At 44.3% G+C, this 25,546-nt stretch carries 22 protein-coding genes; 18 read left to right on the top strand and 4 right to left on the bottom strand.

Going from position 1 to position 25,546, the window contains the following annotated elements; genetic code table 11:
- Positions 1–44 precede the first annotated feature (44 nt).
- Positions 45–515 carry a low molecular weight protein-tyrosine-phosphatase gene (locus GPK88_RS07310; protein ID WP_215707647.1) on the top strand — a complete coding sequence of 157 codons (471 nt, stop codon included), beginning with the start codon at positions 45–47 and terminating at the stop codon, positions 513–515.
- A 245-nt stretch (positions 516–760) separates the two neighbouring features.
- On the top strand, positions 761–1,693 hold the full coding sequence (locus GPK88_RS07305) for a DUF5688 family protein (protein ID WP_148446531.1): 933 nt from the start codon (positions 761–763) through the stop codon (positions 1,691–1,693).
- A 64-nt stretch (positions 1,694–1,757) separates the two neighbouring features.
- Here the strand turns inward: GPK88_RS07305 and GPK88_RS07300 are convergent, their stop codons facing one another.
- From GPK88_RS07300 to GPK88_RS07290, 3 genes are all read right to left on the bottom strand, one after another.
- Positions 1,758–2,552, bottom strand: coding sequence for an ABC transporter ATP-binding protein (locus tag GPK88_RS07300; protein ID WP_021977269.1), 795 nt, complete (start codon positions 2,550–2,552; stop codon positions 1,758–1,760).
- A gap of 2 nt (positions 2,553–2,554) precedes the next feature.
- Positions 2,555–3,469, bottom strand: coding sequence for an ABC transporter permease (locus GPK88_RS07295; protein WP_148446527.1), 915 nt, complete (start codon positions 3,467–3,469; stop codon positions 2,555–2,557).
- Between the two features lie 88 nt (positions 3,470–3,557).
- Positions 3,558–4,535 (bottom strand): ABC transporter substrate-binding protein, encoded by a 978-nt coding sequence (locus GPK88_RS07290; RefSeq protein ID WP_148446525.1) that lies wholly within the window; start codon positions 4,533–4,535, stop codon positions 3,558–3,560.
- Between the two features lie 200 nt (positions 4,536–4,735).
- Here GPK88_RS07290 and GPK88_RS07285 point away from each other — a divergent pair, with 200 nt between their 5' ends.
- The 16 genes from GPK88_RS07285 to GPK88_RS07210 all read left to right on the top strand — a co-directional run bounded on the left by GPK88_RS07285 (position 4,736) and on the right by GPK88_RS07210 (position 24,241).
- Complete coding sequence (locus GPK88_RS07285) at positions 4,736–5,500, top strand: N-acetylmuramoyl-L-alanine amidase (protein WP_148446523.1); 765 nt, start codon at positions 4,736–4,738, stop codon at positions 5,498–5,500.
- 161 nt (positions 5,501–5,661) lie between these two features.
- Positions 5,662–6,255 carry a YdcF family protein gene (locus GPK88_RS07280; protein WP_148446521.1) on the top strand — a complete coding sequence of 198 codons (594 nt, stop codon included), beginning with the start codon at positions 5,662–5,664 and terminating at the stop codon, positions 6,253–6,255.
- A gap of 208 nt (positions 6,256–6,463) precedes the next feature.
- Positions 6,464–8,110 (top strand): hypothetical protein, encoded by a 1,647-nt coding sequence (locus GPK88_RS07275; protein WP_173762324.1) that lies wholly within the window; start codon positions 6,464–6,466, stop codon positions 8,108–8,110.
- A gap of 55 nt (positions 8,111–8,165) precedes the next feature.
- Complete coding sequence (locus tag GPK88_RS07270) at positions 8,166–8,516, top strand: TIGR04086 family membrane protein (protein WP_148446517.1); 351 nt, start codon at positions 8,166–8,168, stop codon at positions 8,514–8,516.
- An 82-nt stretch (positions 8,517–8,598) separates the two neighbouring features.
- Positions 8,599–8,739 carry a six-cysteine ranthipeptide SCIFF gene (gene scfA / locus GPK88_RS07265; protein ID WP_015524633.1) on the top strand — a complete coding sequence of 47 codons (141 nt, stop codon included), beginning with the start codon at positions 8,599–8,601 and terminating at the stop codon, positions 8,737–8,739.
- Positions 8,740–8,882: 143 nt separating this feature from the next.
- Positions 8,883–10,247 (top strand): thioether cross-link-forming SCIFF peptide maturase, encoded by a 1,365-nt coding sequence (gene scfB, locus GPK88_RS07260; RefSeq protein ID WP_173762323.1) that lies wholly within the window; start codon positions 8,883–8,885, stop codon positions 10,245–10,247.
- Between the two features lie 15 nt (positions 10,248–10,262).
- Positions 10,263–12,680: a protein translocase subunit SecD gene (gene secD / locus GPK88_RS07255; RefSeq protein WP_174096079.1), complete on the top strand. Its 2,418-nt coding sequence runs from the start codon at positions 10,263–10,265 to the stop codon at positions 12,678–12,680.
- Positions 12,681–12,863: 183 nt separating this feature from the next.
- Complete coding sequence (gene recJ, locus GPK88_RS07250) at positions 12,864–14,582, top strand: single-stranded-DNA-specific exonuclease RecJ (protein ID WP_215707646.1); 1,719 nt, start codon at positions 12,864–12,866, stop codon at positions 14,580–14,582.
- Positions 14,583–14,729: 147 nt separating this feature from the next.
- Entirely contained in the window at positions 14,730–15,254 is a 525-nt protein-coding gene (locus tag GPK88_RS07245; protein WP_021977278.1) for an adenine phosphoribosyltransferase, read from the top strand.
- Between the two features lie 77 nt (positions 15,255–15,331).
- Positions 15,332–17,662 (top strand): RelA/SpoT family protein, encoded by a 2,331-nt coding sequence (locus tag GPK88_RS07240; RefSeq protein ID WP_021977279.1) that lies wholly within the window; start codon positions 15,332–15,334, stop codon positions 17,660–17,662.
- A gap of 22 nt (positions 17,663–17,684) precedes the next feature.
- Positions 17,685–18,314, top strand: coding sequence for an MBL fold metallo-hydrolase (locus GPK88_RS07235; RefSeq protein WP_215707645.1), 630 nt, complete (start codon positions 17,685–17,687; stop codon positions 18,312–18,314).
- Positions 18,262–19,815, top strand: a complete 1,554-nt coding sequence (gene hemZ / locus GPK88_RS07230) for a coproporphyrinogen dehydrogenase HemZ (RefSeq protein ID WP_178003921.1) — start codon at positions 18,262–18,264, stop codon at positions 19,813–19,815. The genes GPK88_RS07235 and hemZ overlap by 53 nt, the downstream gene beginning before the upstream one ends.
- Positions 19,816–19,836: 21 nt before the next feature.
- A complete protein-coding gene (locus GPK88_RS07225; RefSeq protein WP_256442558.1) occupies positions 19,837–20,472 on the top strand; it encodes an HD-GYP domain-containing protein in 636 nt (211 codons plus the stop codon).
- On the top strand, positions 20,405–21,658 hold the full coding sequence (gene hisS, locus GPK88_RS07220) for a histidine--tRNA ligase (protein ID WP_173762319.1): 1,254 nt from the start codon (positions 20,405–20,407) through the stop codon (positions 21,656–21,658). Before GPK88_RS07225 ends, hisS begins: the two co-directional genes overlap by 68 nt.
- A 19-nt stretch (positions 21,659–21,677) precedes the next feature.
- The gene (aspS, locus tag GPK88_RS07215; protein WP_021977283.1) at positions 21,678–23,480 is read left to right on the top strand and encodes an aspartate--tRNA ligase; all 1,803 of its coding nucleotides are present in this window, start codon (positions 21,678–21,680) and stop codon (positions 23,478–23,480) included.
- A 5-nt stretch (positions 23,481–23,485) separates the two neighbouring features.
- Positions 23,486–24,241 (top strand): TSUP family transporter, encoded by a 756-nt coding sequence (locus tag GPK88_RS07210; RefSeq protein WP_173762318.1) that lies wholly within the window; start codon positions 23,486–23,488, stop codon positions 24,239–24,241.
- 78 nt (positions 24,242–24,319) lie between these two features.
- Here GPK88_RS07210 and GPK88_RS07205 read toward each other — a convergent pair whose 3' ends face one another.
- The gene (locus tag GPK88_RS07205; protein WP_148446505.1) at positions 24,320–25,480 is read right to left on the bottom strand and encodes a hypothetical protein; all 1,161 of its coding nucleotides are present in this window, start codon (positions 25,478–25,480) and stop codon (positions 24,320–24,322) included.
- Between the last annotated feature and the right edge of the window lie 66 nt (positions 25,481–25,546).

The following is a 25,546-nucleotide window of genomic DNA, read 5'->3' as shown; positions in this document are numbered from 1 at the left end:
ATCAGTTTTTTGAAACTTGAAATTTATGGAGGAATATAGGAATTATGATAAAAGTAGCCTTTTGCTGCCACGGCAACATATGCAGATCAACTCTTGCCGAGAGTGTTTTTACTTACAAAGTGAAGGAGCTTGGTCTTGGAGAGCAGTTTATAATTGATAGTTTTGCGACAAGTACCGAGGAGATTGGAAATCCGCCGCACAGAGGAACTGTAAAGAAACTTCGTGAAGTGGGAATCCCGCTGGTTCCGCACAGAGCGAAACAGATCACGTGGGCGGATTATAATAAATTCGACTATATTATTGGTATGGACACTGCAAATATAAGGAATCTGAACCGGATGCTGAGAAATGATCCGGAAGGAAAGATTTATAAATTTCTTACTTTTGCGGGAACTGGAAGAGACATCGCAGATCCGTGGTATACAGGAAATTTTGATGAGACTTATGAGGATGTAATGGAAGGTTGTGATGGATTTCTGAAATATCTGACAGAACAGGGAGAAATTTATCGCTGAATACGGAAATAAAGACATAAAATCCAAAAGGATATCAAAAATCTGACAGTACAAAGCAGCGGAAGCTGCTTTTTCTGTCGATGAAAACTTCTTTACAAATACAGAAACATCTTTTATACTGTTTCATACAGCAGACAACTCAAATCTGGCAGAGAAATCTGTTTTCTACAGGGAGTATTTTAAGTAAAATACTCATTCTAATCAGGACATTCGTCCGCATTGTCTCACAGAAAGGAAAATTTAATATGGAAAAAGGCTATGAAACTTTTGTCACAGAACTGAGAAAGCTTCTTCTTGCTGCTATGGATTTGGAAGAAGATGAGATTTACTTTGCGAAAAAAGGGGAAAAATATGGATGTACAGGGGACAGGCTTTTTGTGGAATGCAGACATATTGAGAAAGCAAAAAAGATATGTGGTCTGCATACAGAAGAACTTTATGAACGATATTGTCAGGAGCATAACCTGAATAATATTGTCCATGACTGTGTCTGTGAGATAAAAAAGGCAGATGAAACCAGTGTGGTCTGCGATATAAATGATCTGGAAGACTATGAAAAAATCAAAGGAAAACTTTTTATCCGTCTTCTAAGCGCAGAGCGGAACGGGGAAGTATTAAAAGACACGATTTATCATCAGGTCGGAGATATTGCACTGGTTCTGTATTATCTGGCAGGTGAAAAAGACGGCTATATCCTGAGCACGAAAATTAAGAAACATTTTCCAGAACAGTGGGGAAAAGATCCGGATGCCGTTTTTGAGGCGGCTCTTGTAAACACCTATTTTATCAGTCCGCCCAGAATCTACCACTGGGAAAAAATGCTGTTTGATAAAACCTATACAGGAGATAATTTTATGGACCTTCTGGAAACTTATCAGCCAAATAAAGGAATTGCAGGAAACTGTCTCAGCACGGAAAAACGCACCAATGGTGCAGCTGCAATTTTTCTTCCGGGAGTGGCGAGACGTCTTGCGGAGCTGATGGAAGCGGATCTGTATCTTGTATTTACCAGTGTTCATGAAGTGATGGTACATAGTGCGGATATGGTTTATCCGGAAGACCTGAAGGATGTTCTTATGGATACAATCAAAAAAGCAACGCCTCCGGAAGATTATCTGACATCTTCTATTTATCGGTACAGCCGAAGAACCGGTGAGTTTTCGGTAGAACTGGAATAAAAAAAGCCAGGCTGGAATTTACTGCAGAAATAAAATTCCAACCTGGTTTTCTTAATATATAATGTTAGCTGAGAAGAGCGGAATCATTGGAAAATTCTTCGCCGCTGGCTTCTTCGAATTTATCAAGAAGATCTTTAACGGTAAGTTTTTTCTTTTCTTCACCCTGGATATCCAGAATGATTTTTCCCTCCCACATCATGATCAGGCGGTTGCCATGAGTGATAGCGTCACGCATGTTATGAGTAATCATCATGGTTGTCAGGTGATCGCGGTTTACAATCATATCAGTGATCTCAAGGACTTTGGCAGCAGTTTTTGGGTCGAGAGCTGCGGTATGTTCATCCAGAAGAAGAAGCTGAGGCTTTTTTAAGGTTGCCATCAGAAGAGTCAGAGCCTGGCGCTGACCGCCGGAGAGAAGGCCGACTTTGGAAGTAAGACGGTCTTCGAGGCCCAGACCGAGAATCTTCAGAAGCTCGTGATACTCTTCCCGTTCCTGACGGGTAATACCTGGACGGAGAAGACGGGATTTTCCACGGCGTTTTGCAAGGGCAAGGTTTTCTTCGATACCCATAGTAGCTGCGGTTCCGGTCATAGGATCCTGGAATACACGGCCAAGGTAAGCAGCTCTTTTATATTCGGAAAGTTTTGTGACATCAGTTCCACCGATGATGATCTTTCCGGAATCTACAGGCCAGGCACCTGCAACTGCATTCAGCATAGTGGATTTACCGGCACCGTTTCCACCGATAACAGTAACAAAATCGCCCTCGTTCAGATGGAGATCCACGCCATTTAAGGCAACTTTTTCATTGATAGTACCCGGATTAAATGTTTTATGTATATCAATCAATTTCAGCATGATTATTTACCTCCCTGTTTGGCTTTTGTAAAATATTTGCCCTTCCAGTATGGAAATGCAAGAAACAGTGCAACAACAAGGGCAGAAAGCATTTTCAGAAGGTCCGTATCAATTCCCATCCAGATAACAACCTGGAGTACCAGATAATAAAGAATGGAACCAAATACAACACTTAAGAGCTTCAGTGCAAAGTTGCGGAAAATACGGCTGAAGATTGCTTCACCGATGATAACGGCAGCAAGACCGATAACGATGGAACCACGTCCCATATTAATATCCGCAAATCCCTGGTACTGTGTAAGAAGAGCTCCGGAAAGAGCAACCAGTCCGTTGGAAAGCATCAGAGCAAGGACTTTGTTACGGTCGGTGTTGATACCCTGTGCACGGGACATGCTTGGATTACATCCGGTAGCACGTAAGGAACAGCCAAGCTCTGTTCCAAAGAACCAGTAAAGAATCGCAATCAGAATAACGATCATAATGGCTACAATAAAAAGAGTGTTCTGTGTCAAGGAAACACCTTTAACACGTCGAAGAGATACCAGAAGATTAAATTTATCAACATTGATCGCCTGGTTTGCTTTTCCCATGATTTTTAAGTTTACGGAATAAAGGGAAAGCTGTGTCAGGATTCCGGCAAGGATGGCCGGGATCCCCATAAAAGTGTGAAAAATACCGGTGGCAAGTCCTGCCAGAAGTCCGGCACCTGTTGCAGCCAGCATGGATATCCATACGTTGTGTCCGCTAAGCATCATCATAATGCATACAGCACCGCCGGTACATAAAGTTCCATCTACGGTAAGATCCGCAATATCAAGAATACGGAACGTAATATATACGCCGATTGCCATGATTCCCCAGATAAGTCCCTGTGCGGCTGCTCCGGGAAGTGCAGTGAATAAACTCATAATCTGCATGTTAAATATCCTCCTCTTTTTTATGCACGAACAGCGAGAAGGGGAGAACCCTTCTCGCTGCATCAGTGTATAATAGGTTTTTTACCGATTATTCAGCTGTTTCTTCTGTCTCAATTGCTTCATATCCATCCGGAACTTCAATGCCAAGCTCGTCGCAGATATCTTTGTTGTATTCTTTTGTGAATTTAGGTGCATACTCAATAGCCATCTTGGAGATATCCTCGCCATCCTGAAGGATGCTGACTGCCATCTCACCGGTTTTGTATCCAAGATCATAGTAGCTAATGGAAAGGGTTGCAACACCACATCCCTGGCAGATACCTTCCTCACCTGCGATTACCGGAACTTTTGCCGGAAGGCAGATGTTGTTGATGATCTCTGTGTTGGAAGCAACGGTATTATCTGTCGGTACATAGATTACATCACTGTCATTGGCAGCAGTAGTAACAACAGAAGAAAGGTCGTTGGAATCAGAGAATGCATAATATTCACAGGTATATCCAAGTTTTTCGAGAGCATCCTTAACAGTATCTACCTGATACTGGGAATTCGGCTCTGCGGAGCAGTAGAGAAGACCGACATTTTTTGCATCCGGGAAAAGCTCATGAAGCATATCCGCCTGCTCATCAAGTGGAGCGAGGTCAGAAGTACCGGAAATATTTCCACCTACAGTTCCGTCAAAATCATCGATTCCGAGAGCTACACCATATTCAGTAACGGCTGTTCCAAGGATCGGAATATCGGAAGTTCCAGCAGCAGCAGCCTGAAGAGATGCAGTTGCATTTGCAAGGATCAGATCGGTTCCCTCAGAAACAAAACTGTTGATAATAGTAGAACAGGTATTGGAATCACCCTGTGCGTTCTGCTCGTCGAATTTTACAGAATCCCCCATCTTTTCTGTGATGGCATCCTCAAAACCTTTGGTTGCCGCATCCAGAGCGTCATGCTGAACCAGCTGGCAGATACCGATGGTATAAGTCTTTTCTTCTTTTGCACTTACAGTAGCAACACAGGTTCCGGTTACGAGAGCTGCGGTAAGTACAGCTGTTAAAACACGCTTTTTCATATTCATTTCCTCCTCACGATATAATTGCATTTTTGCATTTTTTAATTTTATAAATGCAACACTGATTGTGTTAGTATAACGCTTTAACGCTTAAAAGTCAAGAAGAATTAACGTGAAAATACGTTGATAAGAAAAATTGTGCACAGAGAAAAAATATTTTCATATCCTATTATGACGGAAGGTATTGCGAGGAGAAAAATATGGCGTATAAGATTATTCTGGATGCCGGTCATGGCGGGGAAGATCCGGGAGCTGTTTATAAAGAGCGTAAAGAAAAAGACGATAATCTGAAACTCACGCTTGCTGTGGGAAAAATCCTGGAGGATAAGGGAGTGGATGTAGTTTATACAAGAACTACTGATATTTATCAGACTCCTTTTGAAAAAGCAAGGCTGGCAAATGAATCTGGTGCGGATTATTTTATTTCTTTTCACAGAAACAGCAGTCCGGAATCTGAGCAATACAATGGTGTGGAGGTTCTGGTATATGATAAAAAAGGAATCAAGTATCAGATGGCGCAGAACATCGAAGGCGCTCTTGGTGAACTGGGATTTCAGGAACTGGGAGTAAAAGAACGTCCTGGACTTGTTGTACTTCGCAGAACAAAAATGCCGGCACTTCTGATAGAAACCGGATTTATCAATTCAGAAAAAGACAATCAGCTTTTTGATGAGAAATTCGAAGAAATCGCCAGAAGTATTGCAGATGCAATTCTTGGGACTCTGGATGAGGAAACCGTAGATGCACCATTGTATTACCGTGTACAGACAGGCGCTTTTCGTAATCGTGAAAATGCGGACCGGATGCTGTACCAGCTGACGGACCAGGGATTTCCGGCTTTTATTCTGAAAGAAAATGATCTCTATAAAGTTCAGGTAGGCGCATATATGCAGCTTGGAAATGCAGTGAATATGGAACAGCGTCTCAGAGACAGTGGATATAGTACTGTGATTGTAACAAAATAATGCCGGGAATAGGATCGTAGATGTGAGTTTTACAATCTGCTGGTGCGTATTATAAAAAAGAGTGCTATGATACAGCTGATATGGTATGAGAAAAAAGCGGAATGAATGCTTGGCGTTAGGATTCCGTTAAAAATACACAAATAAGGAAGGAAACGCACAAAATGTATGAGGAATTTCTGAAACAGATCGAAGATTTTATATTTGTGGAGGATCTGCCGGAAAAAGCGGACATAATTTTTGTTCCGGGAAACGGATATCCGCAGATGGCAGAAAAAGCGGCCGAACTGTACCGGAAAGGACTGGCGCAGAAGATTTTGCCAAGTGGTAGATACAGCATTACTGTGGGAAAATTTGCCGGGGTGCTGGATAAAAAGGAATGTTATGGAGGAACATACGGGACGGAATGGGAATTTCTCAGGGATGTTCTTATGAGAAACGGAGTACCGGAAGAAATGATTCTGAAAGAAGATCAGGCTACATTTACGTATGAAAATGCAATTTATTCCAGACAGGTAACAGACAGAGAACAGCTGAATATTCAGAAGGCGATTCTCTGCTGTAAAACCTGTCATGCAAGACGTGCGCTGATGTATTACAAAATGCTGTATCCGGATACAAAATTCTTTGTAGTTCCATGTTGTGTGGATTCGATAGATAAAAGCACATGGAGTGAGACAAATGAAGGAATTGATGAGGTAATGGGGGAAATAACACGAATAATCAAACAGTTTTCACTGATGCTTAAAAAAAATTAATTTGGGGGTGTCGTAAAAAAAAGAATTGTGTTATAATGCTTTTGACGAAAAAACGAAATATCTGTTACGAAAGATTAACAAGATATTAATTTTTGGAGAAATATTGATTCGGGCGCGTGATAAATGCGTTCGATATTTTATATAGAAGAATTTTCAGAAAAAAATCAGATATAAAATGAAGATTTTGAATATAGAGGTGCAGATTATTATGAAAAAGAATACAAAGAATACTTTTGGCAGAAGCTTTTCAATACTGGCGGCAGCGGCGTTGTCTATGACTTTAATCGGTGGACAGGCTTTTCCGACATATGCGGGCAGTTCTTCCGGGATTGAGACAGGAGCCATGATTCCGGATAATATTACGATTGACACTCCTACAGCTCTGGCGAATGTCGCACTTCCATCGAATGAATATGGAACACTTTCCTGGGTTGATGGTTCTTATGTCCCACAGAAACGGGTCCAGTCCTGTGAAGTTGTATTTAAACCTTCCGCAGGTGCAGATCTTTCCGGACTTCCAGGGTGGGACAGTGCGTCCGGGACTCTTACCGGATATGTGACAGTTGTTGTGAGCAGCCTGGACAGCGCATCGGAAGATACCGATAATGATGAACAGAAAGATTCTTCTCAGTCTGATGAATCTTATGACACAGAAAACAGTGATAAAGACAGCAAAGATGTTTCTGACAAAGAGACACAGCAGGACAGTAAGGATGAGAATGCAGATCAGGAGGATTCTTCCAGTGACAGTTCTTCCGCTGACAGCAGTACAGACAAAAATTCAGATTCTTCCACAGATGTGAAAGATCCGGCTGAGGAGGATAAGAATGAGGAAGATCCGGAGGTAACAGAAGTTCCGGATATTACGGTAACACCGGTTCAGAAAGATGACAGCCAGAACACAGAAGAAAAAGAGGAAGAAACTGCTGAGACAACTGTGACACCGGCAGCCAGTGATACAGGCGATAATACAGAGGACACTGACAATAATAAAAAAGAGAACAATTCTGAAATAACAGAGATTCCGGAAATAACGGAAAATCCGGATGAAAATACAGATAATATCTTTGACCGAAAAGATGAGCCGGAAGATAAACGTCCACAGAATGCAGCTACAGACATTACAGAGACAGAGATGGAAGCGATTGCACAGCAGAATCATACCTGTGATGGAATTACAGTATCCGGTATAGATCTTCCATGGTATGTACAGTTCCGTGTTTCCGGCGGAGATGATTATCAGTTCACAAACGAAGAAGATGCGGCTATTTTTAAATCCTATGAATTTGAGCTCTGGGATACACAGAAGAATACAGAGTATAAAATTCCGGATGGTGAGTACATCAGCGTAACCGTGCCGGTAAAAGCAGGCTATACATATTCTATTGAGCACCTTCTTGACAATGGCGCTATGGAAACGATCATTCCAAGTGTTGACGGAGATACCATGACATTTAGTACACATTCCTTCAGCCCGTTCGGTATTGCAGGAAGTAAATCTCTGGTAGGACCGGATGCTGGAAGTGACAGCAGTGTGACAGTGACACCGGCAGCGGATACTTCATCCTCAGATACAGGAGCAAGCAGTTCTGTGGATACCTCCAGCGACAGCAGTGAAAGTACAGATGAAATGGATACGTCCCAAGATCTGTCTTCCGGAACTGCAGAGCTGACAGACTCTTCTTCACAGAACGATACGGAGAGCAGTGAGTCCGAAGATCAGTCTTCACAGGCGAAATCCAAGAAACAGGTAAATACCGGAGATACGACACAGATTCTTCCGTTTGTGATCCTGTTTGTGGCAGCGGCAGTTGTAGCCGGCGTGGTGGTATTTCTTAAAAAGAGAAAGAAATAAATAACAAGAATAAGAGCAGAAGCCCTCCCGTATAATGAGACTGGGAGGGCTTTTTATGCGTGTAAAAACAGTGTTATGGTCACTATTGCTGGCTTACGGACTGACAGGAATTTTTCTTTTGTTACTGGCTTTTCTTCTTTTTCAGTTTGAACTGGGAGAGGGAGCGGCAGCTGCGGGAACCGTTTTTATTTATGTGGCATCTTGCCTGGCCGGAGGTTTGGCAGCCGGTAAAATTATGCGTAAGAACCGTTACCTGTGGGGAATCGTTACAGGGCTTTCTTATTATGTTCTTCTGCTTTTAGTATCTTTTCTGGCACAGGGAAAATGGGATATGACTTTTGCTCATGCAGTGACTACTTTTTTTATGTGCCTGGGCGGCGGGGCCATCGGGGGAATGCTGTCGTAAAAGCTTGCAAAAAAATGCTTTGAAAATCGACAATTTTATGCTATACTAGGCGGAGAATAGAATACATAAAGGAGGATATATCATGGAACATATCAAGACATTAAATACAAAGAACCTTCAGAACACGGTTAAGAAGGGTGGATGTGGCGAATGTCAGACATCCTGTCAGTCTGCTTGCAAGACTTCCTGTACAGTAGGAAACCAGAGCTGCGAGCATAAATAAGAAGCAGCCGTTGAATGAGTGGAAAGCAGCGGGAGACCCGCTGCTTCACTTGTTTTATCTGAAAGTAACAGGTATCCAGCAAAACGCGCCGGAGGGCGCGTTTTGTCGGGTTATAAAAGATTTTTAGAAAGGATTGCGGGAAGATGAGTCTGATTCACCGTTATCAGAGTAATGGATATAATATCGTGCTGGACATCAACAGCGGCTGTATCCACCTTGTAGATGAAGTAACCTACGAGGTACTGCCGTATCTGGAAGAAGGCATGGAAGCGGATGCTATTGCCAATAAGTTTGGCGACCGTTTTAAGAAAGAAGATGTGGAAACATCAGTAACTGAATGTAAGAAGCTAAAGGAACAGGGAATGCTTTTTACAAAGGATATTTATGAGAATATCATTGACGAATTTACCAAGAACCGTCAGACCGTTGTAAAGGCTCTCTGCCTTCATATTGCCCATGACTGTAATCTGGCATGCAGATACTGTTTTGCGGAAGAAGGAGAGTATCATGGAAGACGTGCGCTGATGTCCTTTGAAGTTGGAAAGAAGGCACTGGATTTCCTGATCGCCAATTCCGGTTCCAGAAAGAATCTGGAAGTGGATTTCTTTGGTGGCGAGCCGCTTATGAACTGGCAGGTTGTAAAGGATCTTGTGAAATATGGAAGAGAGCAGGAGAAGCTTCATAATAAGAAATTCCGTTTCACACTGACAACCAATGGCGTTCTTTTAAATGATGAGGTTATGGAATTCTGTAACAAAGAGATGGGAAATGTAGTTTTAAGTGTGGACGGAAGAAAAGAAGTCCATGATTACATGCGCCCGTTCCGTAAAGGTGCAGGAAGTTATGATCTGATCATGCCGAAATTCGAGAAATTTGCGGAGTCCAGAAATCAGGACAAGTATTATGTAAGAGGAACCTTTACCCATCATAATCTTGATTTTTCCCAGGATGTTCTTCATCTGGCTGACCTTGGCTTCAAACAGATCTCTGTGGAGCCGGTTGTAGCAGCAGATACAGAAGAGTATGCCATCCGTGAGGAGGATATTCCTCAGATCCTGGAACAGTATGACATTCTTGCAAAAGAAATGATCAAAAGAGAAAAAGAGGGAAAAGGATTCAACTTCTTCCACTTTATGATCGACCTTACCGGTGGTCCGTGTGTATACAAACGTCTTTCCGGATGTGGCTCAGGAACCGAGTACCTGGCTGTCACACCGTGGGGAGATTTTTATCCATGTCACCAGTTTGTCGGTGAGGAGCAGTACCTCATGGGTAATGTAGACGAGGGAATCACAAAACCTGAAATCGTAAAAGATTTCGGAAGATGTAACGTCTACACAAAACCGGACTGTAAAGACTGTTTTGCCAGATTCTACTGCAGCGGCGGCTGTGCGGCAAATGGTTATCATTTCGGCGGAGATATCCGGGGAAATTATAAGATCGGATGCGAACTCCAGAGGAAGCGTGTGGAGTGCGCTATCATGATAAAAGCCGCTTTGGCGGAATAAGAGAGGAAAAAGAAAATGAAGAAAAGTAGAGGAATTGCAGTGCTGCTTCTGACAGCAATTGTCACAGTATTCTTCTGCTATGTGGCTGCGGTAGGCATTGGCCCTACAGGTACAGGTTCGGCTAAGAACATCAACACCGGACTTGATCTTGCCGGCGGTGTCAGCATCACATACCAGGCTAAGGACAGCAATCCGAGCAAGGAAGACATGTCCGATACTGTTTACAAGATGCAGCAGCGTGTTTCTCAGTACAGTACTGAGGCACAGGCGTATCAGGAAGGTTCCAACCGTATTACCATTGAGATTCCGGGAGTATCAGATGCAAATGCGATCCTGGAGGAACTTGGAAAACCAGGTTCCCTGTATTTCATTGATCAGACAGATGCAGACGGAAACCAGAACTTTACAACAGGAAACAGCGAGAGCGGATATGTCCTTGCAAGAAGCATTGAGGATATCCAGAAGGCCGGCTCTGTTGTACTGGAAGGTACAGACGTTGCAGATGCTGAGGGAGGTGCTTATCAGGATTCATCCACAAGCTCCCAGAAATACGCAGTCAGCCTGACTCTTACAAAAGATGGAAAAAAGAAATTTGCGGAAGCTACCAAAGCAAATGTTGGCAAGCAGATCGCAATCGTATATGACAATCAGGTTTTAAGTGCTCCGAATGTAAATGAGGAGATCTCCGGTGGAAAAGCACAGATCACCGGAATGGCAAGTACCGAAGAGGCACAGAACCTTGCTTCTTACATAAGAATCGGTTCCTTAAGCCTTGAGCTTACTGAGCTTCGTTCCAGCGTAGTAGCTGCACAGCTTGGTGAGGAAGCTATTGCTACAAGTGTAAAAGCCGGAGCAATCGGTCTTGTAATCGTTATGCTGATCATGATCATTGCATACCGTATTCCTGGACTGGTTGCATCTGTTGCACTGGTTCTTTATACAACCTTAATGCTGATTACACTGAATGCCTTTGATATCACCCTTACGCTTCCGGGTATTGCAGGTATCATTCTGGGCATTGGTATGGCGGTGGATGCCAACGTTATCATCTACGCCAGAATCCGTGAGGAGATCGCGGCAGGTCTTTCGGTCCATGCAGCGATCAAGAGTGGATTTAGCAAAGCGTTTTCCGCTATTTTTGATGGAAACATTACAACATTGATCGCAGCCTGCGTGCTGATGTGGCTGGGCTCCGGTTCCGTTAAGGGATTTGCTTATACACTGGCAATGGGTATCGTGATCTCCATGTTTACAGCACTGGTTGTGTCCAGATTTGTGATCAATGCAGTATACGCAGTTGGTGTCCGTGATCCGAAATTCTACGGCGTTGCCAAAGAGCGTAAGGTTGTGGATTTTGTTGGAAAGAGAAAGATCTTCTTTACCATTTCCATTATCCTGATCCTCTGCGGACCTGTGGGAATGCTGATCCACAGCAATGTGATCGGTGATAAAGCCATGAATTACAGTCTGGAGTTCTCCGGCGGTACTTCTACCAATGTAACCTTCAACAAAGAGATGGATATCAAGGAGATCGACTCTGAGGTAACACCGGTTGTTGAGGCCGTGACAGGAGATAAGAACGTACAGCCGACCAAAGTTCAGGGAACCAATCAGGTAGTGATCAAAACACGTTCTCTGGACCTTAAGGAACGTGAAGCACTGAACAAGGCACTGGAAGAAAACTTTGATGTAGACACAAGCCTGATCACATCTGAGAATATTTCCGCTACCGTTAGCAATGAGATGAGAAGAGATGCTATCGTAGCCGTTATCGTAGCTGCGATCTTCATGCTTCTTTACATCTGGTTCCGTTTCAAGGATATCCGCTTTGCAAGCAGTGCGGTACTTGCACTTCTTCATGATGTCCTGGTTGTACTTGCATTTTATGTTATTTCCAGAACATCTGTAGGAAATACATTTATCGCGTGTATGCTGACGATCGTAGGTTACTCTATCAATGCCACCATCGTCATCTTCGACCGTATCCGTGAGAATATGAAGGGCAGAAAGAAAGTCGAAGATGAGAAGTTGAAAGAGATCGTAAACACCAGTGTTACAGAAACTCTGACACGAAGCATTTACACATCTCTGACAACATTTGTAATGGTCGCAATTCTTTATGTGATGGGTGTTTCTTCTATTAAAGAATTTGCAGCACCTCTGATGGTAGGTATCATTGGCGGAGCATATTCTTCTGTATGCATCACAGGTGCTCTGTGGTACACCATGAAGACTTTCAGAAAGAACCGTACTGCCGCACCGGCAGCTGCAGCAGCGTCCGTTCAGACTTCCTCTGAGAAAAAGGCAAAACAGCCATCCGGACAGCCGGCAGCCCCGCAGCAGCCAAAGAAGAAAAACCGTAAAAGAGTTGCTGAGCGTCTTGCGGCGCAGGAAGCAGCAAAACAGCAGAGCGACGAGGAGAAATCCGAGTAAAACTGCCAAATAACAGAAACGTTCCGTATCGGGAAAGATAATTTCCCGGCGGAACGTTTTTTTTTATGCGGTGTTTTCTTGTGCGTCACAAAAAACTTGCAGCCAGACGGGATTATGGGTTACAATATTATTATTGTGTCGCTTTGAAGGAAGAAAGCGACAAAGCATCGAGGAGGAAACAACATGGAACGATGGGTTGTTGCCGCAAAACGGGCGGATTTTACGGCAATTGGGAAAGAGTTTGGAATTGATCCGGTAATCGCCAGACTGATCCGGAACCGGGATGTACAGGACAGAGAGGAGATCCGCAGATACCTTTACGGAACCGTAGAAGAACTGGCTTCCCCACATTTAATGAAAGATGTGGATAAAGCAGTGGAAATCCTGCGAAATAAAATAAAAGAAAAAAAGCGTATCCGTATTATCGGAGATTATGATATTGATGGTGTAGTGTCCACGTTCATCCTCATTAAAGGACTGAAGCGAGTAGGTGCACTGGCAGATACATATATTCCGGACAGGGTGGCTGACGGATATGGGATCCACGAGCACCTGATCGAAAGAGCAGTGAACGATGGGATTGACGTAATTGTTACCTGTGATAACGGAATTGCGGCGTACAATGAGATTGCGATGGCAAAGGAAAAAGGAATAACAGTGATCATAACCGATCATCATGAGATTCCCTATAAAGAAACAGAAGCCGGCAGAGAGCTGATCCTTCCGCCAGCCGATGCCATTGTAAATCCCAAACAGCCGGACTGTAATTATCCGGAAAAAAGACTCTGCGGGGCAGTGGTTGCCCTGAAGCTTGTAACAGCTCTCTATGAAGCCTGCGGTATTCCCTCAAAAGAGCTGGAGGACTTTCTGGAACTGGGGGCCATTGCCACAGTAGGAGATGTCATGGATCTTCAGGGGGAAAACCGTATCCTCGTAAAAGAAGGGCTGAGAAGACTTTCTCACACTTCCAACAAAGGTCTCAGTGAACTGATCCGTGCCAACGGTCTGGAAGATGGGCCGATCACTGCTTATCATGTGGGATTTGTGCTGGGGCCATGTATCAATGCCAGCGGAAGACTGGATACCGCTGCACGCTCTTTGAAACTTCTCTGTGCGGAGACGGAAGAGGAAGCGGCAAAACTTGCCGGTGATCTGACCGCGTTGAATCAGAGCAGAAAAGCTCTTACCGAAGAAGGAAAAGAAGAAGCGATCCGTATTGTGGAAGAGACAGAAATCGGACAGGACCGTGTTCTTGTGATCTATTTACCGGACTGTCACGAAAGCCTTGCCGGAATTATCGCAGGACGTATCCGGGAAAAGTACAATAAACCGGTCTTTGTTCTGACAAAAGGGGAAACAATGGTAAAGGGCAGTGGCCGTTCCATAGAAAGCTACTCCATGTTTGAAGAACTGGTAAAATGTGGGGATCTGATGGAACAGTATGGCGGTCATCCCATGGCTGCAGGATTATCTATCAAAGAAGAAAATGTGGAAGAATTCCGCAGACGGTTAAACGAAAACTGTACACTGACAGAAAAAGATCTGATGCCAAAGATCATTATTGATGTGCCGATGCCGGTTTCCTATATTAATAAGGAACTTGTGGAAGAGATATCCCTGCTGGAACCTTTTGGAAAAGGAAATACCAAGCCGATTTTTGCTCAGAAAGGACTTCGTGTTTTAAGCAGCCGTGTTCTTGGTAAAAATAGGAATGTGGCCAAACTTCAGCTCTCAGACAGCACCGGCTGTGTGATGGAAGCGGTCTATTTTGGAGAAGCAGATGAATTTGTAAATCAGGTAAAAAACAGCAGCTCTATTGCGGTAACCTATTATCCGGAGATCAACAGATACCAGGGAAGAGAGACTTTGCAGATTGCGATCCGAAATTATCTTACGGAATAAAAGGAGATTCGGCTGTACACTGGGCAATATGCAATCCAAAGCCTGTCGGAATTCTGCGAGTTCTGTCGGGTTGCACATTGATTCCCTACAGAAAAAGTGCTATACTATCTATCATCTGATTGACAAATTAAACCATTGGAGGTTATTATGAAAAAAATAGAAGAATATGTAAGAAGTATCCCGGACTTTCCAGAGCCAGGGATTATTTTCCGTGACGTCACCAGTGTCATCCAGGATGCGGATGGATTACAGCTTGCGATCGATTCCATGCAGGACTGTCTGAAAGGTGTGGATTTCGATGTGATCACAGGCCTTGAATCCAGAGGATTTATCTTTGGTATGCCGATCGCATACAATCTCCATAAACCATTCGTTCTGGTACGTAAAGCAGGAAAGCTCCCATGTGAGACCATTTCTAGAACTTACGATCTGGAATATGGAAGTGCAACGATCGAGATGCATAAGGATTCTATCAAGCCAGGACAGAAGGTTGTAATCGTAGATGACCTGATCGCTACAGGCGGAAGCGTGGAAGCAGCTATTAAGCTTGTGGAAGAGCTTGGCGGCATCGTTGTGAAAGTTGTTTTCCTCATGGAGCTTGCAGGCCTGAAAGGACGTGAGCGTCTGAAAGGCTATGATGTAGCATCTGTGATCTGTTACGACGGAAAGTAATTTTTGTCGGTGGAAGGGGATGTGAACTGTTGTAGTCATACGGCAGTATGAAATTGTGCACAGGCAGGTGGGATTTAATGGCAGAGACAAAAAATACGGAAAAACAGAACATTGAAATACAGAAGGAAGAAGAAAAAGAAAAAATGGAATCTGTCCGGAAGGCAGATGCGGCGGTAAAATCCATGCATGATTTTACAAGCCCTGAGGTTCTTTATCAGGAGCTGATAAAAAGCGTGAAGAAATATCATCCGTCTACAGATATCTCCATGATCGAAAAGGCCTATAAAGTGGCTAGTGAGGCACACAAGGATCAGAAACGTAAATCCGGTGAGCCCTATATCATTCATCCTCTCTGTGTAGCGATCATCCTTGCGGATCTTGAGCTGGATAAGGAGACCATTGTGGCAGGTCTTCTTCATGATGCAGTAGAAGATACCTGGATGACTTATGAAGAAGTGGAAAAGGAATTCGGTTCTGAGGTAGCACTTCTGGTAGATGGTGTTACCAAGCTGGGACAGCTGTCCTATTCCAAGGATAAGGTAGAGGTCCAGGCTGAGAACTTAAGGAAGATGTTCCTTGCAATGGCCAAAGATATCCGCGTTATTCTGATCAAACTTGCAGACCGTCTTCATAATATGCGTACCTTGCAGTATATGAGACCGGAGAAACAGCAGGAGAAGGCAAGAGAGACCATGGATATTTATGCTCCCATTGCCATGCGTCTTGGTATTTCCAAGATCAAGGTAGAGCTGGATGATCTTTCACTTAAATATCTGAAACCAGATGTTTATTATGACCTTGTAGAAAAAGTAGCCCTTCGTAAAAGTGCCCGTGAAGCGTTTGTCAATTCTATTGTGAAGCAGGTAAAGCAGCACATGGAAGATGCCAACATCAAGGCGCAGGTGGATGGCCGTGTGAAACATTTCTTCAGTATTTATAAGAAAATGGTCAACCAGGACAAGACCATTGACCAGATCTATGATCTGTTTGCCGTGCGTATCATTGTGGACACCGTAAAAGACTGTTATGCAGCACTTGGTGTTATCCATGAGATGTACAAGCCGATCCCGGGCAGATTTAAAGATTATATCGCAATGCCGAAAGCCAACATGTATCAGTCTCTGCATACAACACTGATTGGCCCCAACGGACAGCCTTTCGAGATCCAGATCCGTACATTCGAAATGCATAAAACCGCAGAATATGGTATTGCAGCCCACTGGAAATATAAGGAAACTTCCGATGGCAAGAAACCTGGCAAGAGCGAGGAGGAGAAGCTGAACTGGCTGCGCCAGATCCTGGAGTGGCAGCGAGACATGTCCGATAACCGGGAGTTCATGAGCCTTCTGAAAAACGACCTGGATCTTTTTGCAGACAGTGTTTACTGTTTCACTCCCCAGGGTGATGTCAAAACTCTCCCCAATGGTTCCACACCAATCGATTTTGCATACAGCGTGCACAGTGCAGTAGGAAATAAGATGGTAGGCGCCAGAGTCAATGGTAAACTGGTTCCTATTGAGTACAAGATCAAAAACGGCGACCGTATTGAGATCATCACATCCCAGAATTCTCAAGGCCCAAGCCGTGACTGGCTGAAGATCGTAAAGAGCACACAGGCCAAGAACAAGATCAACCAGTGGTTTAAGAAAGAACTGAAAGAAGATAACATCCTGAAAGGTAAGGACATGCTGAACCAGTATGCCAAGACCAAAGGATTTAAACCAGGCCTGTACACTAAGCCGCAGTATATGGAATCCGTAATGCATAAATACGGTTTCCGTGACTGGGATTCCGTGCTGGCAGCCATCGGACATGGCGGCCTGAAGGAAGGTCAGGTGTTCAATAAACTGGTAGAAGCCTATGAGCGGGAGCACAAGAAAAATCTTACAGATGAGCAGGTTCTGGAAGCTGCTTCCGAGTCACAGGAGAAATTGCACATTGCCAAGAGCAAGAGTGGCATTGTGGTAAAAGGTATCCACGATGTGGCAGTCCGCTTTTCCAAATGCTGCAGTCCAATCCCTGGAGATGAGATCGTGGGATTTGTCACAAGAGGAAGAGGAATCACCATTCACCGTACGGACTGTGTGAATGTCCTCAATATGCCGGAGATCGACAGGAAACGTCTCATTGAGGCAGAGTGGCAGATGCCGGATAAGGCTGATTCTGAGAAATATGAGGCAGAGATCCAGGTTTACGCAAACAACCGTACCGGACTTCTGGTAGATATTTCCAAGATCTTTACAGAGCGGAAGATCGATCTTCGTTCCATCAACAGCCGTACCAACAAGCAGGAACGTGCGACGATCTCCATGTCCTTTAATGTATGCAGTAAACAGGAACTAAATTCCCTGATCGAGAAGATCCGTCAGGTTGAAAGTGTTCTTGATGTAGAAAGAACAACGGGCTGACCCGATAAACGGAGGAAATTTTATGAGTAAGCTTGAAATGCAGCAGTGCGTGCTGGGACAGGTGTTTACCAACTGTTATTTTCTGAAGAATAAGGAGACCGGAGAGCTGCTGATCGTAGATCCGGGAGACTATGCGGAGAAGGTTTTTCAGAAGGTAGCTCTTATGCAGGGAAAACCGGTGGGAATCCTTCTGACCCATGGCCATTTTGACCACATCATGGCTGTGAAGGAAGCGAAGGAAAAATATCAGATCCCGGTTTATGCCTGCAGACAGGAAGAAGCGATGCTGGCTGAGCCCACAGTAAATATGACTGCTGTTTATGGAAGATCCTGTTCCATTAAGCCGGATGTTCTTCTGGATGACGGTCAGATTTTTGAAGCAGCCGGATTTTCCATCCAGATGTTCCATACACCGGGACATACCAAGGGAAGCTGTTGCTACTATATTAAAGACGAAGGCGTGCTTTTCAGCGGAGATACATTGTTCTGTGGCTCTGTTGGAAGGACCGATTTTCCAGGCGGAAGTTCCGCGGAGATCGTAAGAAGCCTTCACAAGCTTGTGGATACATTGCCGGAAGATACAGAAGTATTTCCGGGACATGACACATCCACAACCATTGGTTACGAAAAGAGGTATAATCCATTTGTATAAGATTGGCATTTTGTTTCAGAACAGAGATTTTGAACATGATGTGTATGAGCTGATCAAAGCGTTTTACCCCGGAAATGAGATCACTTCTCTTTATGAGGAAGATGATGCGGATTATGATATCCGCTTCCGGGTTTCCCGTGATGAAGAAGGTTATACCATCAGTTACGATAACGGAATAGAGAAAAAAACAGCCCATGGGGCTGTGACAGAAGGGCAATCCAGTGGAGAAGCTTCGGATGCCCTTATTTCTTGCGATGACGCCCATGATACCCGCAGAAAAAATAAGGACGCCATCAAATATGCCCTGTATCAGATGCTTTCCAGTGCTACAGGAAAGACGCTTCCCTGGGGTAATCTTACAGGTATCCGTCCTGTAAAAATGGCCATGGGTATGCTGGAGTCTGGAATGAAAAATACAGAGATCGCCAGATATATGAGGGAACAGTATCTGGTAAGCCCGGAGAAAACAGCACTTGCAGTTACCATTGCCAACCGTGAGAGGGACATCCTGAAAAATATTGATTATGAGAACGGTTACAGCCTTTATGTGGGAATTCCTTTCTGTCCAAGTATCTGTCTGTACTGTTCGTTCAGTTCCTATCCACTTGAGAGATGGCGTAAATACGTAGAAGACTATCTGGATGCACTGATCAAAGAGATCCAGGCGGTTTCCAAGATGATGAAGAACCGGAAACTGGACACGGTTTATATTGGCGGCGGAACACCGACCACACTGGAACCGGATCAGCTTCGGCGGCTTCTTGGCGCGATCACGGAATATTTCCCCTGTGAGGAACTGGAGGAATTTACGGTTGAGGCAGGAAGACCGGACAGTATCACTCTGGAAAAACTTCAGGCGATCCGGGAATTTCCGGTTACCAGAATTTCCGTAAATCCACAGACCATGAATCAGGAAACCCTGGATATTATCGGCAGACGTCACACGGTAGAGCAGACAAAAAATGCATTTCATCTGGCAAGAGAAGCCGGGTTTGACAACATTAACATGGATCTGATCGTGGGCCTTCCAGGTGAGGATATCACGAAAGTGCAGCATACACTGGATGAGGTAAAAGCTCTCGGGCCGGACAGCCTGACGGTACATTCTCTTGCTGTGAAGCGTGCGGCAAGACTGAATATTTTCCGCGATCAATACCAGGAGATGACTTTTGAAAATAATCAGGAGATCATGAACCTGACCATGAAAACTGCCTATGAGATGGGAATGGGCCCTTATTATCTGTATAGACAGAAGAATATGAAGGGAAATTTCGAGAATGTAGGTTATTCTGAGGTTGACAAAGCAGGGATTTACAATATACTGATTATGGAGGAAAAGCAGCCGATCATCGCACTGGGTGCTGGTGGTTCCTCCAAGCTGGTGTTTGATCACGGACAGCGGATCGAGCGTGTGGAGAACGTAAAGGATGTTACCAATTATATCGCACGTATTGATGAGATGATCGAGAGAAAACGCACAGGCATTGAAAAATGGCTGTAGACGGAAAGGAGAGACAGATCCTTGAAAAGCGTACAGAAGATAAATGAGACTACGCAGGACCGGATTCTGGAAATGGATCTTTCCGCAGAACTGAAACATGGAGTTGTTGTCAGCAATCTTGCCTATGATGTGGCAAAGGAGCTTGGCCTTGGTAAGGAAGAATGTTATCAGCTGGCCATTGCCGGAATGCTCCATGATATCGGCAAGCTGAAGCTGGAAGGATATATCAACGGACAGGAACAGAATCCGATGGTCATTGAAGAACTGAAGTATGTCCGTATGCATTCTACTTTGGGTTATGAGATCCTGAAAGATCAGGGATATTCAGATTACGTTCTGGAAAGTATTCTCTACCACCATGAGAATTTTGATGGCAGTGGTTACCCCAGTAACAAAAGCGGCGAAGAAATTCCCATAGGTGCCAGAATCCTGAGAGTGTGTGATGTATATGCAGCGTTAAGCATGGACAGACCTTACCGGAAAGCACTTGAGAACGATGAGGTCTTAAAACTTATGATCGATGAGATTAAAAACTTTGATATGCAGGTATTTCTTGCATTTCAGAGGGTGATTCATAAAGGAGGAAACTATGGCATTAAAGAAGAAACCGGTTACAGGAATGAAGGACATTTTACCGAAGGAAATGGCAATCCGTAACTATGTAATGAATATGATCAGAGAGACATACGGAACATTTGGATTTTCCGCAATTGAGACTCCCTGTGTAGAACATATCGAGAATCTCTGCAGCAAGCAGGGTGGTGAAAACGAGAAACTGATCTTCAAGATCATGAAGAGAGGCGAGAAACTGAAACTGGATACTGCAAAAACAGAAAATGATCTGACAGATTCCGGTCTCCGTTATGACCTGACTGTACCGCTTTCCAGATATTATTCCAACAATGCCAATGAGCTTCCGGCTCCGTTTAAGGCACTTCAGATGGGAAATGTATGGAGAGCTGACCGTCCGCAGAGAGGTCGTTTCCGTCAGTTTATGCAGTGCGATATCGATATCTTAGGTGAGCCGACTTACCTGGCTGAGATCGAGCTTGTACTTGCAACAACAACACTTCTTGGAAAACTGGATTTCCACAACTTTACCATCCGTATCAATGACAGAAGAATCCTGAAAGCAATGGCTCAGTACAGCGGATTCCCGGCAGAGAGCTTTGACACCGTATTCATCATCCTTGACAAGATGGATAAGATCGGCATCGAGGGTGTTGCTGAGGAGCTTGAGAAAGAAGGATTTGCAAAAGAGAGTATTGACACTTATCTGGGACTTTTCCGTGAGATCACCAACGATGTTGAGGGTGTCCGTTATATTAAAGAGAAACTTTCCGATGTTCTGGATGCAGGTATCGCAGAGGATCTTGAGACCATCATCAATACGGTAGAATCTGTAAAAACAGCAGATTTCAAGATGTCCTTTGATCCGACACTGGTACGTGGAATGTCCTATTACACAGGTCCGATCTTCGAGATCTCCATGGACGAGTTCGGTGGAAGCGTCGGCGGTGGCGGACGTTACGATGAGATGATCGGCAAGTTCACAGGAAATAATACCTGTGCCTGCGGTTTCTCCATCGGATTTGAGAGAATCGTTATGCTGCTTCTTGAGAGAGGTTATGAGATCCCGACCAAGAATGGCAAGAAAGCATACCTGATCGAGAAGAATATGCCGGCAGACAAGCTTCTGAACATCCTGAAACAGGCAACAGAGGAGAGAAGTGCCGGTACACAGATCAATATCTCCATTATGAAGAAGAACAAAAAGTTCCAGAAAGACCAGCTGGCAGCAGATGGTTATACAGAATTTGTAGAGTTTTTCAATAGAGACTGAAATTGAGGAGGATAAAGAGATGGCTGAAAGCATGCAGGGACTGCACAGAACCTGCCGATGTGCAGAAGTGACCACAGAGATGGTCGGAAAAGAAGTAACATTAATGGGATGGGTGGCAAAAGCCAGAAATAAAGGAGGTCTTGTGTTCGTAGACCTTCGTGACCGTTCCGGAATCATGCAGCTGATTTTTGAAAATGGCAGCATTGACGAGGAAGGCTTTACAAAAGCCGGCAAACTTCGCAGTGAGTTTGTCATTGCTGTAACTGGTACTGTAGAGAAACGTGGAGGAGCCGTAAACGAGAATCTTGCAACCGGTGAGATCGAGCTTCGTGTAAAATCTCTCCGTGTTCTTGCTGAGGCAGATGTACCGCCATTCCCGATCGAGGAGAACAGCAAGACAAAAGATGAGATCCGTCTGAAATACCGTTATCTTGACTTAAGAAGACCGGATCTTCAGAGAAATATCATGATGAAGAGTAAAGTTGCTCAGCTTACAAGACAGTTCTTCACAAACGAGGGATTTCTTGAGATCGAGACACCAATGCTTGGAAAGAGTACTCCGGAGGGAGCCAGAGACTATCTGGTACCATCCCGTGTTCATCCGGGAAGCTTCTACGGACTTCCACAGTCTCCGCAGCTGTACAAACAGCTTCTGATGTGCTCCGGATTTGACCGTTACATCCAGATTGCAAGATGCTTCCGTGATGAGGACCTTCGTGCTGACCGTCAGCCGGAGTTCACACAGATCGATATGGAGCTTTCTTTCGTAGATGTAGATGATGTTATCGATGTTAATGAGAGATATCTTGCATTCCTGTTCAAAGAAGTTCTGGACATCGATGTAAAACTTCCGATCCAGAGAATTACCTGGCAGGAAGCTATGGACCGTTTCGGTTCTGATAAGCCGGATATGCGTTTCGGCATGGAGCTTCATGATGTCAGCGATATCGTAAAAGACTGCGGTTTCGGTGTATTCACAGGTGCTCTTGAGAACGGCGGAAGCGTTCGTGGTATCAACGCAGAAGGCCAGGGCGCAATGCCGAGAAAGAAGATCGACAAACTTGTTGAGTTCGTAAAAGGCTACGGTGCAAAAGGCCTTGCATACATTGCCATCGCAGAGGACGGAACCAGAAAATCATCCTTCGCCAAATTCATGAAGGATGAAGAGATGGATGCCCTTGTAAAAGCTATGGACGGTAAGCCGGGAGACCTGCTTCTTTTTGCAGCAGACAAGACAAAACTGGTATACGATGTACTTGGTGCCCTTCGTCTTGAGCTTGCAAAACAGATGGATCTTCTTGACAAGAACGAGTACCGTTTTGTATGGGTAACAGAGTTCCCGCTTCTTGAGTGGAGCGAGGAGGAGAACCGTTTCACAGCAATGCACCATCCGTTCACCATGCTTATGGAAGAGGATCTGCCGCTTCTTGACACAGATCCGGGAAAAGTCCGTGCAAAAGCATACGATATCGTTCTTAACGGAAATGAGATCGGTGGCGGTAGTGTTCGTATCCATCAGGATGATATCCAGGAAAGAATGTTTGAGGCACTTGGTTTCACAAAAGAAGCTGCACATGAGCAGTTCGGATTCCTTCTGGACGCCTTCAAATACGGAGTTCCGCCTCACGCTGGACTGGCATACGGCCTTGATAGACTTGTTATGCTTATGGCAAAGGCAGATACCATCCGTGACGTTATCGCATTCCCGAAGGTAAAAGATGCTTCCTGCCTGATGACTCAGTCACCAAGCCAGGTAAGTGAGGCACAGCTTCACGAGCTGGGACTTGATCTTGAGCCTGCGAAGGAAGAAGAGGAAGAATAAAAATCATGCAGCCGACAATCTATACATTTCTGATCGTTTGTCCACTTGTATTTCTTGCCGGATTTGTAGATGCTGTAGCAGGCGGGGGAGGACTGATCTCCCTGCCTGCTTATCTTTTGGCCGGAGTTCCCATACATAATGCTGTTGCTACTAACAAACTGTCGTCGGCAACGGGAACTCTGATCTCTACGGTACGTCTGTGTAAGAATAAGTTTGTAGACTGGATTCTGGTACTTCCGTGTATCCCGATGGCGCTTCTGGGATCAACAATGGGAGCACATGTAGCACTTATTGCCAGTGATAAAATCTTGCGTTATATGCTGATCCCGGTACTTCCGGTGGTTGCTTTTTATGTATTGCGTAAGAAGAATATGGATGAAAAAGGCGGAGAGATCGCCAGAAAGAAGCAGATTCTGATCTGTGCCTTATGTTCTCTTGCGGTGGGATGTTATGATGGTTTTTATGGCCCGGGAACAGGAACTTTTCTCCTGCTTCTGTATACAGGACTTGGAAAAATGAGCGTAGCAAAAGCGTCCGGTACCATGAAGGTCACCAATCTTTCTTCCAATGTAGCAGCCCTTACCGTATTTCTGCTCAGCGGAAAGATCGTGATCATGCTTGGAATCGCAGCGTCTGTATTTTCTATTGCCGGACATTATACCGGTGCGGGAATGGTCATGAAAAACGGAAGCCGGATCATCCGGCCGATTATCCTTATAGTCCTTGCACTGCTTTTTATAAAGATCATATCCGGAGTATAAAAAATACCCGTTTGGATTTTGCTGCCTGTCAGGCGGAAACAAAATCCAAACGGGTATTTTTATTTGCAGAATAGATTTTTATTCATTATCATCAGAATCGGAAGCGTTTTCATCTCCGGCAGCATCTTCCGGGACCGGGGAAGCGGTAAGTGTTCCGAAAATAGCATTTCCAAGTTCTGTGCCGGCATCCTCTAGTTTCCAGGAGACACCGTCATTTGTCAGATGAAAAGTTGCATTAGCCGTAGTTGTAGTTGTATTGTTTTTTATGCTGTCAAGAAGCAGTTCATGAGATTTATTATACCGTTTCTGAGAACCGTCTATAACTGCGTCTGCTGATGCAAGATAGGTATTCAGTTCTTCTTCGTACTGAGAGAGGATCGAATCACTGTCAAAAGTAGTCAGATCCGCCTGAACTTCTGCAAGATAACCGGAAACAGAAGTATCGGTGATTTTATAATTGAAGCAGGAATGAAACTGCTCCATAAGCGCGGAGGCAATTGCATTTTTGGCAGGATCTGAAGTATTCAGAATGGAATCCAGTCCAAGATAATTGGACATCTGCTGCACATCCATTTCCTGCAGTGTTTTCAGATAAACGCCAAGAGTTTCATCGGGTGGTACAAGATCCGGATCGGACAGATAAGTGATCAGACCACCAACCAGGTCATTTTCAAGAGAATAGCTGTGTGTGATCTCCCAGTTTGGATTGGAGGGAGATCCATGATTAATCAGCTGAATGGAAGCGTTACGATCTACGGTTTTGTAGGAATTGTTTTTCAGAAGCTTATGGAGCCGGAGATAACGCTGTTCCAGGGAATTCTCATTTTCTTCTGTGTTTTTATCACCAGAGGCGGCTTTTAGTATTTCGTCCTGAAGGCTCTGGGATACAAAATCCCTGGCAAGTGCCTGAGCGTCCAGAGTGGTAAGCCGGAGTTGGGCAGAAGCGGTTTCCTGATTCTGATCTGTAGAGACATCCAGAATTTTATAATCAAAATTCTGAAAAAAAAGAGAAAAAACTTCCTTTATATCATCAGAAAGTTCTGTATTATCATCAGAATCCGGGAACAGTTCCTGGTACGATATGTATTTCATGGTTGTTTCAGAATCCAGATTTTTCAGAAGATCCAGATCTTTTTTGATTGCTTTCTCTGCGGATGTTTTTGCCGAATAGGAGCAGCCACATACAGAAACTGCCAGAAAAACAAAAAAGAAAGCCAGCAGGTATTTCACTGTCTTCATATCGTTCTTTCCTTTCAAAAAAATTTACATCTCATTTTATCAGATATCGCATCAAAAGTCAAAAAT

Origin of the sequence: Blautia sp. MCC269, assembly GCF_018785655.1 — a bacterium.
Classification (GTDB): domain Bacteria; phylum Bacillota; class Clostridia; order Lachnospirales; family Lachnospiraceae; genus Blautia_A.
The sequence above is the reverse complement of the archived record's forward strand: the minus strand, read 5'-3'. Positions and strand labels throughout refer to the sequence as shown.